At 47.9% G+C, this 12221-nt stretch carries 8 protein-coding genes; all 8 read right to left on the reverse strand.

Features of this window, described 5'->3' with window-relative positions; all coding sequences use genetic code 11:
• Nucleotides 1-107 precede the first annotated feature (107 nt).
• The 8 genes from AC6RGY_RS15195 to AC6RGY_RS15230 all read right to left on the reverse strand — a co-directional run bounded on the left by AC6RGY_RS15195 (nucleotide 108) and on the right by AC6RGY_RS15230 (nucleotide 12179).
• Nucleotides 108-764 (reverse strand): NUDIX hydrolase, encoded by a 657-nt coding sequence (locus AC6RGY_RS15195; RefSeq protein ID WP_499864398.1) that lies wholly within the window; start codon nucleotides 762-764, stop codon nucleotides 108-110.
• A 99-nt stretch (nucleotides 765-863) separates the two neighbouring features.
• Complete coding sequence (locus tag AC6RGY_RS15200; RefSeq protein ID WP_499864400.1) at nucleotides 864-2291, reverse strand: NAD-dependent succinate-semialdehyde dehydrogenase; 1428 nt, start codon at nucleotides 2289-2291, stop codon at nucleotides 864-866.
• Nucleotides 2292-2524: 233 nt separating this feature from the next.
• Complete coding sequence (locus AC6RGY_RS15205; protein WP_499864402.1) at nucleotides 2525-4612, reverse strand: DUF7948 domain-containing protein; 2088 nt, start codon at nucleotides 4610-4612, stop codon at nucleotides 2525-2527.
• A gap of 207 nt (nucleotides 4613-4819) precedes the next feature.
• Nucleotides 4820-6835 (reverse strand): DUF7948 domain-containing protein, encoded by a 2016-nt coding sequence (locus AC6RGY_RS15210; protein WP_499864404.1) that lies wholly within the window; start codon nucleotides 6833-6835, stop codon nucleotides 4820-4822.
• A gap of 43 nt (nucleotides 6836-6878) precedes the next feature.
• Nucleotides 6879-7901: a sensor histidine kinase gene (locus tag AC6RGY_RS15215; protein WP_499864405.1), complete on the reverse strand. Its 1023-nt coding sequence runs from the start codon at nucleotides 7899-7901 to the stop codon at nucleotides 6879-6881.
• Complete coding sequence (locus AC6RGY_RS15220) at nucleotides 7898-8599, reverse strand: response regulator (RefSeq protein WP_499864407.1); 702 nt, start codon at nucleotides 8597-8599, stop codon at nucleotides 7898-7900. Before AC6RGY_RS15220 ends, AC6RGY_RS15215 begins: the two co-directional genes overlap by 4 nt.
• Nucleotides 8600-8655: 56 nt before the next feature.
• Nucleotides 8656-11463 carry an ABC transporter permease gene (locus tag AC6RGY_RS15225; RefSeq protein ID WP_499864409.1) on the reverse strand — a complete coding sequence of 936 codons (2808 nt, stop codon included), beginning with the start codon at nucleotides 11461-11463 and terminating at the stop codon, nucleotides 8656-8658.
• Nucleotides 11451-12179, reverse strand: a complete 729-nt coding sequence (locus AC6RGY_RS15230; RefSeq protein ID WP_499864411.1) for an ABC transporter ATP-binding protein — start codon at nucleotides 12177-12179, stop codon at nucleotides 11451-11453. The genes AC6RGY_RS15225 and AC6RGY_RS15230 overlap by 13 nt, the downstream gene beginning before the upstream one ends.
• Nucleotides 12180-12221: the final 42 nt, after the last annotated feature.

The raw sequence follows: 12221 nt of genomic DNA on the forward strand, positions 1-12221 counted from the left end.
CTACTCTCTGGGTGCTAATCCTCTTGTTTACGCAAAGGTATCTTGCAAACTCAACAGCAAAATCGCCCTCAACCAGCTTCGGATAATCATAGAAGAAAGCAACCTTCTTATCCGAGATCGAGGACTTTCCTACTTTTGCATATTCCATCAATAACCTGATGAAAGTAATGGGGTTGATGAGGAACGAAATCTGCTTGTCCTACTTCTTTTTGAACGTATACACGCTCACCCTCCTCATTCATAGAGAAACCTGTTACATTTACTCTCTCCTGCTTGCCTTCCCACAGTTCGCAGAAACCCGCAAAAGAAATCGTCACGATCCCTTTCACCTCAGCAGGTTGTAGTTGGAATTGCTCTATGGAAGGTGAACTTTCATACAAGAAGACATGCGCGCGCTCGTTATCAATAAAGTTTTTCTCCCTTAAACAATCATGAATTACTCCCAAGGGTACCAATTCCTCTAACGAGACGGAGATCCCTATTTCTTCTTCGATCTCCCTTACCCCGTCCGTTATCGCTTCATGCGCTAGCAGGTGGCCCGCAGCTGTAATGTCTAATCGGTCAGGATAATCCTTCTTGTTATGACTACGAATCTGCAAGTAAAGTACATCCACACCGTCCACTTGCCCCATCATCCAACAGTGAAACGTCTCATGCCAATAACCTTTCCGATGTACCTCATCTCTTGTTCGCACCCCCAGAGGTTCGCCTTGTTCCGTAAAGGTCTGAATATATTCTATCTCCATCAGATTCTCCTTCATCATACGGGTTCACCCTACTTCTCAGTTTCTCATGTCGATCACCATTCGAGCCCCTAATGATTCTATCAGGGGCTCGCAGCTTTCTTCCAATCTATTTTCTTTCTACATATCTCCAAGCGAGATATATTTCACTTCTAAGTATGGTTCAATCCCAAAGTGACTGCCTTCACGGCCAAAGCCACTCTCTTTATAACCTCCAAAAGGGGCCTGCGCCGCCGAAGGAAGCCCGTCATTGATCCCGATCACGCCATACTCCAATCCATCGGCTAACTGCATCGCTTCTTTCATATCGTTTGTATATGCATACGCCGCCAAGCCAAAAGGACTGTTATTAGCGCGAGAGATCGCTTCGTCTAGATCTCGATATGTCGTAATGGGCGCCAGCGGACCAAAGGTTTCTTCCCGCATACAGAGCATGTCATCAGTCACATCCGTAATCACAGCGGGATTCATGAAGTAACCCTCTTCTTCCCGCACGGAATCACCACCGAGGACAAGCTTTCCGCCCAATTTCTGTGCGTCCGAGAGATGTTCCTTCACTTTTTTTATCGCGGCTTCATTAATGAGCGGTCCAATATCCACTTCTTCGTGTAACCCATTTCCTACAACCAAGGAAGAGGCTTTTTCACAAAAACGTTTGCTAAAGGCATCCGCCACCGCTTCATGTACATAAAAACGATTGCTGCAGATGCACGTTTGTCCTGCATTACGGAATTTGGAAGCCATTGCTCCTTCCACTGCCTGCTCAATATCTGCTCGCTCTGTTACGATAAAGGGAGCATGTCCCCCTAACTCCAAGGAGAGGCGCTTCATCGTGTCGGCTCCATCCTTCATCAAGCGCTTCCCGACCGGCGTGGAGCCCGTGAAAGTCAATTTCTTCACGCGTGAATCCGCTTGCCATGCCCCAACAATAGTCGCCGCATCTCCCGTCACTAAGTTGATCACCCCAGCAGGAATACCTGCTTCCTGCGCTAACTCCATTAGCTGAATCGCTGTAAACGGAGTCTCACTTGCTGGCTTCATCACCACGGTACATCCCGTCGCCAGTGCAGGGGCCACTTTGCGAGTAATCATCGCCGCTGGGAAGTTCCACGGCGTAATCGCAGCCACAACCCCTACCGGTTCCTTCTTCACAAAGATTCGTTTTTCTGAAGAGGAAGCCGGGATGGATTCACCGTAAATCCGCTTCGCTTCCTCAGCGTACCATAAGATATAACTATTGGCATAATCGATTTCCCCTCTTGCCTCTCTCAATGGCTTCCCTTGTTCAATGGTCATGGTTCTGGCCAATGTTTCTTTATTTTCATTGATTAATTGGTGCCATCGATAGAGAAGACGGCTCCGCTCATCAGCCGTCTTCTCTGCCCATGAACGAAACGCATGATGTGCCGCATCCACTGCTTGTCCTGCCTCTTTCTCTCCGCTAACGGGCACGCGTCCCACCACTTCTTTGGTCGCAGGATTCGTTACGGTCATTTGCTCCTTCGTGGAAATCCATTTGCCGTCAATCAAGTTCTTATTCGTAAACACATCTATTCCTCCTCGGTTTCTTATATGAGCCGTCTATGCCAGAAAATCTATTTCACTCCCACCTTGTATCTTGTTTATTCCCAAACAGCGTCCAACCTAAAACGTGATGCGTTCATGAGGGAACAGAAAACATCCCTTCCATGACAAGAAGCAACCTTTGTCTGCTGGACAGCAAATCAGGTTGCTTCCCACTTTCTTCTTTTCTAATGATCATGTTGTTGATTCTCCCGCAACTACAAGCCCATCTCTCCTTCTCCTCCACCGATACCACGCGGTCCCCTCGGTCCTCTAGGCCCACGCCGTCCTCTAGGTCCACGTGGGCCTTGCTCTCCAGTAACTCCAGCAGATCCCGTCGCCCCCGTTGGACCTGTCGCTCCAACGGAAGTCAAATTGCCCACTTTGACCACATAAGCGTCCGCCTGCCCGCCAAATAAGGATTGGAACGCACCGAAGGTGACGGGAAAGTTAGGCGAAGCAGTAATACCTGTAAAATAGGCACTCTCTCTTGAATCAAGTGCCACATCTATTCCCACTTCAAATCCACTTCCTCCTAAATAAGAAGAGAAAGAGATTCCTTGGCCCGAGTAGCTGACTAGCGTAATAAATGCATCTGAAGGACCATTTAAACTATCTTGAAAAGCATCCGAAGTGACAGGAAAATTGGTTGAATTCGTTATCCCCGTAACCCAGGCACCGCCGAAAGAGTCTAGCGCAATGCCAATCCCTCCATCATCACTGTTTCCCCCAAGATAAGTAGAATACACCAAGGCGCTACCCGCCACATTTAATTTTGTGACAAACGCATCGTCTGATGTTCCTGAGAGCAAGGTTTGAAAGGCATTCGGAGTCGTAGGAAAATCAGTTGAATTAGTTCGTCCCGTCACATAGACATGATTGGTACCATCTATATTGATCCCCGCGCCAGTATCTGATCCCCTTCCACCTAAGAATGTAGAATAGATAAGAGAGCTCCCCAGCGCATTTAATTTACTTACAAAAGCATCTGAACCCCCTGCTTTCGTCGGCTGGAAGGCACCTGAAGTGGTAGGAAAGTCCGTCGAACCAGTATCTCCTGTGATATAAGCATTGTTATTTTGGTCCACCACAATATCAAAACCTGAATTATTACCTGTTCCGCCCAAATAGGTCGAATAGACCAGGCTACTGCCAGCTACATTAAATCTAGTGATAAACGCATTCTCGGCAGTTCCTGCTAACTGGGTTTGAAAAGCGTTTGGATTTGTGGGGAAATTGGTCGAGTTCGTGAAACCTGTGACATAAGCCTCCTCTGACTCATTCAGAGCGATTCTCGCACCGAAGTCTCCCCCTCTTCCTCCAAGAAAAGAAGAATACACAAGGGAGGAACCTGCAGGGTTCAATTGGGTAACAAACGCATCCACCCCTCCCCCAAATATCGTCTGGAAGGCACCCGACGTGACAGGAAAGTCCGTCGACCCCGTTTGTCCTGTAACAAACGCATGATTGTTCGCATCCACCGCAATTCCATTAATCTGGAACGCAACTTCAAATCCTGATCCTCCTAAGTAGGTCGAATATCTAAGAGAGGTACCAGCCCCATTGAGACGAGTCACAAAAACATCATTCGTCCCACTCAATACTGTCTGAAAAGCCCCCGTCGTCGTTGGGAAGTCCGTCGAAGACGTCACCCCCGTCACATAAGCCTCGCCAGCAGCATTTACGGCAATACCTTGTCCCTGATCAGTAGAACTCCCCCCCAGATAAGTGGAGTATGAGACCACCGGATCGATCCAGAGAACCCTATGCGGATCATAATGAGAAACCTCAAAACCGAAGGAGCCATCTTGAAAGAGACGAAAAGCACTGGGGACGAAATGTTTTTTTCCTTCGATCCACTGAAAACTAATGGGCTTTTCTTCGCAAATCATTCCTTGACCTGTGTCAATCAGCAGGTCTCCCTGATCAGTAAGGGTACTCTCTTGTCCCCCTTCATATCGAAAATGAATATCACTGATACGCGCTCCCGGTTGCACAATGACATCGTACTTCAAAGCTTCCTCGTTTCCTGAGAAGATAAGATCAACCTCGGGCCAGACCGCTTCATAAATCACCCGCTTAAATCCCTGTCCGTCTGGATTCATCCCTCTAGGAACAACCTTGGAAGACGCCTCTACAAAATGTAATTTCACCATAGAGGACTCCTCTAACTCAAACCTGACACCTTCTGGTGAAAACAAGTAATGCATTCCTCTGCCTTCAGCAATGAAACCTTCTCCTGTGGTTCTCTCCTTTTCCAATGGTTCAAACAACAGGGACGGAATCTTTTCCTTCACCTCAGTCATCGATATTCCTCCAATGTAAGTCTTTTATCCTGCTCTATCGTATGCTCCCTTCCTGTGTTTGGGTAACAAAGTTATCCATCCATTCCACCCAATATCTGCAGAAGATAACAAAAGGCAACCTTCATCCGATAGAGAACCGAACGAAAGTCGCCTCTTATTTATCTACCTATTCTGTCTAATCTTGATATTCTTCTCTCTATTCAACGACTATAATCCCATCTCATCTTCCCCACCACTGTTCCCACGCGGTCCCCTCGGTCCTCTAGGCCCACGCCTTCCTCTGGGTCCACGTGGACCTTGCGCACCGTCCGCTCCCGTAGCCCCTGTCGCTCCTGTGGGACCTGTCGCTCCTGCGGAAGACACAGAGCCCACTTTGGTGATAAAGGCATCTGACACACCGTCAAATTGAGATTGGAATACACCGACAGTGACAGGGAAGTCGGAGGAAGATGTTATACCAACAACATACGCATTTTCTCTGGTATCCACCGCAACATCTACTCCTTGATCCGTATTGCTACCTCCTAAATAAGAAGAGAAAGAGATTCCCTGTCCAGAATAGCTGACTAGTGTTATGAATGCATCTGTCACACCATTTAAACTGTCTTGAAAAGCATCTGAGGTTACTGGAAAATCGGTTGACTCTGTAAACCCACTCACCCAGGCGCCACCAAAGGAATCTACCCCCATTCCAAAACCTCCATCATCGCTCTTCCCTCCAAGGAAAGTGGAATACACCAAGGCACTACCCGTCGCATTTAATTTTGTGACAAATGCATCGTCTGAGGCTCCTGAGAGGGTTTGAAACGCATTCGGAGTAATAGGAAAATCTGTCGAGTTCGTTCGTCCCGTCACATAGGCATGATTCGCACCATCAAGATCAATTGCAAAGCAAGCGTCATTACCAATCCCACCTAAGAAAGTAGAATAGAGAAGCGAGCTCCCTAGCGCATTTAACTTACTTACAAAAGCATCCACCCCCCCTGCTTTCGTCGGCTGGAAAGCACCCATGGTCGTGGGAAAGTCAGTGGAAAATGTACCCCCTGATACATACGCGTTATTATTTTGATCCACCGCAATGGAAGTAGACAAATCGTCATCGGTTCCACCTAAATAGGTTGCATATTGCAAGGCACTTCCAGTTGCATTGAAACGAGCAACATAGGCATCTGATGCGCCAGAGAGCATCGTCTGAAAGGCATTTGGAGTGGCAGGAAAATTGGTCGAAGTCGTACTCCCTGTGACAAATACTTCACCGGAGTCATTCAAAGTCAAATCTAGCCCTGATTCATCCCCGTTTCCTCCTAGATAAGTGGAGTAGACGAGAGAGGAGCCTGCCGGGTTAAGCTTCGTAATAAAAGCATCTTGCATTCCTCTTAAGACGGTTTGAAAGGCACCGGATGTTACGGGGAAGTCAGTGGAGCGCGTCTGTCCAGTAACATAAGCGTTGCTGATAATATCCACGGCAATACCACTCGCGGGAATAAAATCTTCAATTTCATTCCCACCCAAAAAGGTGGAATAGACCAGAGATGTGCCTGCTGCATTAAGGCGGGTCACAAAGGCGTCACTTGGCCCACCAGCAAAAGCGGTCTGAAAGGCACCTGTCGTCGTAGGAAAATCCGTCGAATCAGTTATTCCAGTAACATAAGCATCTCCACCTGCATCCACCGCAATCCCTAATCCCACATCCATCTGGCTTCCACCAAGGTAAGTAGAATAAAAAACCACCGGATCGATCCATAACACACTATTCGGGTCATACTTAGCAACATCAAAGTGGAGGGAGCTATCGCTCAATAAGCGGAATGAACTGGGAATCCATTCTCTCTTCCCATCGATCCACTGATAGCTGACCGGTTTCTCTTCACAAAGCACACCGTGATCCGTATAGACAAACAAGTCACCTTGCTCACCGAGTGCAGTCTCTATCCCTCCCTCATACCGCAGACGGATATCGTCAACATTGGCACCTGGTCGCACGATAACATCATATTTCAGTTGATCTTGCTTCCCTGAGAAGAGGAGATCAACTCCCGGCCATACCTCTTCGTAAACCACTCGCTTATATCCATGCTGAACAGGTCCTATTCCCTTGGGCATCACGCTAGTGCCCGAGTTCAGAAAGCGCAACCATAATGAGGAGGATTCAGCCAACTCCATGCGGACACCCTCTGACAAAAATGTATACTGGACTCCCTGCCCCTCAGTCATCACCCTCATATTACTGCATCTTATGTCCTCCTTCTTTTTTTGTATGGGCGGTTCACGCTGGAAAAATCGGCATATGCATTGTAAAGCTTGTCCCCACTCCCACTGTGCTAAAGACGGCGAGTGAGCCCCCGTGCGCATCGACCATCTGTTTCGCAATAGCCAATCCCAGTCCCGCTCCTGCTCCAGCAGGTTCTGGAGCGGATGCCGCACGTAAATAGCGCTGAAAGAGATAGGGCACCTTCTCATGTGCAATCCCAGGACCATTATCGGTAAGATGGATCAAAAGTTCTCCTAGCTCCTCGCTGGCTTCTAGGCGTATCTTCCCTCCCACCTGAATATAACGAATACCATTTCCAATTAAATTTATAAAAACCTGCTTCATGCGAGGTGAATCCCAATAAACTTCTGTGTCCGGCGCACCATCTACTTCGAGGATGATACCCTTTGCATCCGCTTCCCCTTGCAAAACCTGTACTATCTCTCGTAGCCAAGGTGAAAAAGAGAACCAGGTTTGCTGTAGTTTTAATTGACCCACTTCGACTAAACTCAGCTGTTGCAGATCGGTTAAAAGCGAAGACATGCGTAGGGTCTCATCTACTAACGAAATCAAGGCCCATGGTTTCACCATTTCCCCACTCTCTTGAAACTGCTCCACTTGACCACGGATAATCGTAAGTGGTGTTTTTAATTCATGCGCCACCTCAGCAACGCGTGCTTGTCGTTCCTTCTTTTCCCGTTCCTGCCTGTCGAAAAGAGGAGAAATCTCCTGTGTAAGCGGGAGCAATAATTTTACCGGTGGGGGTGGAGAAGCGATAGGAGAAACCGCATGATACCCTGTTCGTCGTTTTGTCCACGCCACCACTTCCTGAATCTCGTGCTTCAACCACCACCAACCACTTAATACGAGCAAAAACCAGAGGAAAGAAAGTAGGAAGAACAACCACCACCATAAGTCGGTCGCCATCCCTTTCATATGTACACCTTGCAGCCCCATTCCCACACCCATCATCAGTATCGGAAGGACAGTTATTCCTATCAAAAAAAGAATGACTTGGGTACTAATCGCTCCCTTCATAGCGTTACACTCATCGTATAACCGACGCCAAATACCGTGCGAACCCGCTCACCCGCTCTTTCATCTGCCCCATTTAATTTCTTGCGCAAGTTATACATATGTGTATCCAAACTTCGATCGTAGCCGATGTATTCACTACCTAGAGCGATTTCCAGCAACTGCGCTCTGCTGAAAACCCTTTCCGGTTTCTTCATTAGCGTTGTCAAGAGAGTGTATTCCGTCGGTGTTAATAGAACTTCCCTGTCATGTGCCCATACCTTCCGCTGTACCAGATCTACTCTAATGGACTCCACCTCCAGTCGCTCTTCTTCCTTAAATGCATGTTCATCTTGATAGGCTCGTCGCAACACCATCCGAATGCGCGCACTTAATTCCCGTATCGAGAAGGGTTTCGTTATATAGTCATCCGCCCCCATCTCCAAACCCACTACCTTATCCATCTCATCCGTTTTCGCGGTTAAAAAGATAATGGGAACATCGGAAAACCTACGAATCTGACGGAATAACGTCAAGCCATCTATTTCTGGCATCATCCAATCGAGTAAAATCAGATCAGGCACTCCCTCTACCCGAAACCGCTCCAGTACGTTCCTGCTGTTGTTTTCCGTTACTAAATCGAATGCCTCCTCCGCTAATCCTGCTTGGATCCAAGAGAGAATCTTCGACTCGTCATCAATCGCCCACACCGTTCTGCGCATGCACACACGTCCTTCTTTCTCCCATCTGAGATTTGTTTCTATTTAAGAGAAGCCGCTTATCCCACTCGTCGAGTCGCTTCGATAGGCAGGAGTTGACTCGCCTTGTGTGCAGGAAACCCTGCACACACCAGCGCAACAAGAAGGGTCACTCCAAAATATAATGATAGTTTAAGTAGCGGGAAGTGAACAGCAAAATCTCCTCCTAGCCAGTCTATCAATAGATAGGCATTGTACACTCCCATCAAGATCCCTATAATCATGCCCATACAGGCAATTCCTGCACCTTCAAGAAAAACGGTTGCGAAGATAAACCTTTCTGATAATCCCACTGTTCGCAGCATGCCCATTTCCTGACGACGGTCACTTACCACACGGAACATCAAGACCATCAAGCCGACCAGTCCCAATCCTGAGCTAAGAAACGTAAACCCTTCGAACAACAGAAAGAATGCTTTTAAAAACAACTTTCCATTCTCATAATCGGTTTGAGGATCGCGTAGAGAGAAGATATTTTTCAGATTCAACGTCTTTTCTAACCCTTTTTCTATTACTTTTCGATTGGCTTCCTCACTCTTCTGGAATAGGAGGGTAGATTGTACCGTCCATCCTTCATTTGACGACAAAAGGTCTTCACTCGTGCTTCGATTCATCCAAACACGGTCAAAATCATCTAGGTATTGCGCCCGCTCATGATCACCTGCCGTGATTCCAATCACCTTTTTTCTGGCTACAACCTCTCCTTGTATCATCACCGGTAAGGTGTCCCCGATCTGAAGGGGTTGTTGCCGAGCAGAAAATCCATTTTCCGCATCCAAAGCATGCTGCGCGATCCATTCACTGATGATAACCTCATCCTCATTCGTCGCCAGTCGCTCCCACACTTCCTGATCATCCGAAAACACAGTCGACCGTTCCTGTAAGGGAATTTCATTATGGTAAGCAAAGGACTCATCTATGCCAAGGAGAGCGTGTGAATCATTCGATCTTTCATGGTGAATAAGTAGACTGGCACCCGTTACTTGCTTTGCTCCTATATAATCAGATTTCCTTAACATCTCTTGAAGTTGCTCCATGGACATTGGCTGTGGCGTGGTGGCGATCCAATCATATCCTCCAGTCAATAAACGCCCCTCTTTATCTGCAAATTGTTGCGTAAAAGTAGCGCTGAACACACTAGAAAAGCTCATCAGAAACAGAACCAGCGCAAACATCAACACCAACAAGCTCGTTCTCTTTCGCTGCACGAGAGGGAAACGAAAGGAGATCCGAATAAGGTTTACCCACTGAGGAAAAGGACGTGCCCACTTGCTTAACCTCTCCACCAAAAAAGGCCACATCGACAGCACACTGCCTAAACAGAGGCAAAAGAGAGAGGGCCCCACAAGAAGTGGAGATAAAAAACCTAAATCCAACTGCTGATACCCCTCCGATGTTGAAATCAGAAGTAGAAAGAAAAACCCACCACAGCAAAAAATGCTCCAGAGCACTTGCCAACGCCTGTCCTGCACTAACAAGCGCCAGGACCGATCATCCACCGTAGATAACAACTTCACAATGGATCGCTTCGCCGCTTGATGAGCTACCCAACAAGCGGACAAGTAAATAATCCAGACACCAAGACAAAAACCGAACAGAAGAGAGCTCACGTCAGACGAAAAGGTGTAATCTAGGGTAAGCCCCTCCATCTGTTGAGCTCTCTGCAAGATCGCTTTCAAAGGGAAGAGGAGCAACCAGGTCAGTCCCATTCCAACAACCACTCCCCAAAAGGAAGATACAATCGCAATCATCAGTCCTTCCACACGCGTAAGGCTTGCCACCTCTTGGCGATTCAGCCCCATCGCACGCAACATCCCCCACTCTTGGCGTCTTGTTTCCGCCATCATGTGAAACAAATTTTGAATCAACATGACTCCCATCAAAATAGCCACTAAACTGGCGATAAAGAAAAAGAGCACAAACTTAAATGTTTTGACTAACTCTGCTTTCGTTGAAGCTTGGACTAACTGCATCCACCAGCCGTCCACTCTTTCCTTCTGAGAAGAACCCACTCCTCCATCGAAGAGGCTCCAATCACTCTCTTCCAGTCGATTCGGCTCATGTTGAACCAGCACATTAGTATACTCCTCCTCGCTTACCCCACTAAGTAATCGAGCCGTCGTAGGAATAACCCAGGCAGTTGCCTCTGCTCCTGTTCCTCCTCGATAGAGAAGCCAGCCTTGTTCCACAAGCACGTGTGCCACCCGCAACGATTGTTCTTCTCCATTTTGATCCAGAGCGAATACCTCATCACCTGCCCTCACCTCTAGTTGATTCGCTATTCGCTTGGAGAGAATAACCTCACCGTCGGAAAGCGAGCTAGAGAGAGTATCGCTCCATAGTGGAAAGATACTTGCCGCCCGTGCTTGATCAAACCCATACAGAAGCGTGTTCGGCTGAAGTAAAAGAGGATTTCCTTCCTCATCTTCCTTCATCAAGGTCAACGTCATGTAAACCACTGGTAGTACTTCTCCATAACCCTTCTTCTTTACATCTGCTTTAATCTCTTCCACCTGGGATTGAGTAAAAGAGTCGCTTCCCTGTGCTTGCTGGGAAGCGGAAATGTCTCCTACAATGGAGCCAAATTGCTCTTGTAAGAAGCGATCCCCACTTGCAGTAAGTGAACTGGACAACAGCAAGGAGGTGGTAATTAAGGCGGTACCAATCATGGCGCCCAGCACGGTAGAAATGGTTGTTCGCTTATGTATCATCAGGTTGCGTCGCGCCATTCGTCTGATGTGTGGCCTTTTCCACAGTGACCAAGCGGTTACAAGGAACAAACTGAGTGTGAGCCCACAGAGAATAGACAAGACGATCAATTTCCCCACCTCGAATTCGTTTCTCCAAAGATCTGCGCTGAAACCCGCTCCTGTACAATGACTCCACTGTCTAGATAAAAAATCCGATCCATGCGCTTCGCAACATCCGGATCATGTGTCACCACAACCAGGGTCACTTGCTCTGTGCGGTGAATATGGTCGAAGAGATCCATCACCATCCGACTGGTCTGGCGATCCAATGCCCCTGTCGGTTCATCCGCCCAGATGACACGTGGACCGTGAACAAGTGCGCGAGCCAAGGCGACCCGTTGCGCTTGTCCACCCGATAATTGAGAAGGAAGGTGATCCGACCAACGTTTCAGCCCTACTCTCGCTAGGATAGCCAGTGCTTTCTCCCGTGCCCGTCTTGGGTGCTCTCCGAGGGATAATAAAGGCAACTCCACATTTTCCACTGCGGATAGCACAGGAAGCAAGTTATAGGACTGAAAAACAAATCCCATGTACTGAAGGCGATAGCGATCCTGCTGTTTCTCCTTCATCTGATGAAGATCTTGCCCTGCGATCGATACCGTCCCTGAGCTCACCCGGTCCATTCCAGAAAGCACATGCAGCAAAGTCGTTTTACCACAGCCGGATGGTCCCATGATAGCCACCCGCTCGCCTTGGCAGATTTCAAGCGACACCTCACGAATCGCCTGCACTTGATTCTCCTTCTCTCCATAATACTTCGATATATTGGATGCTTGAATCCATCCCTTACTCATGGCTGACATCTTCCTTCCCCTTCCGTCCTGCTCAATTTGTTA

Source organism: Mechercharimyces mesophilus, from assembly GCF_059818345.1.

Bases quoted from the DNA above. Each gene is read 5' to 3' on its own strand.
- AC6RGY_RS15215 (WP_499864405.1), bottom strand. From the start codon at position 7,901: ATGAAGGGAGCGATTAGTACCCAAGTCATTCTTTTTTTGATAGGAATA.
- AC6RGY_RS15195 (WP_499864398.1), bottom strand. From the start codon at position 764: ATGATGAAGGAGAATCTGATGGAGATAGAATATATTCAGACCTTTACG.
- AC6RGY_RS15220 (WP_499864407.1), bottom strand. From the start codon at position 8,599: ATGCGCAGAACGGTGTGGGCGATTGATGACGAGTCGAAGATTCTCTCT.
- AC6RGY_RS15230 (WP_499864411.1), bottom strand. From the start codon at position 12,179: ATGAGTAAGGGATGGATTCAAGCATCCAATATATCGAAGTATTATGGA.
- AC6RGY_RS15210 (WP_499864404.1), bottom strand. From the start codon at position 6,835: ATGAGGGTGATGACTGAGGGGCAGGGAGTCCAGTATACATTTTTGTCA.
- AC6RGY_RS15205 (WP_499864402.1), bottom strand. From the start codon at position 4,612: ATGACTGAGGTGAAGGAAAAGATTCCGTCCCTGTTGTTTGAACCATTG.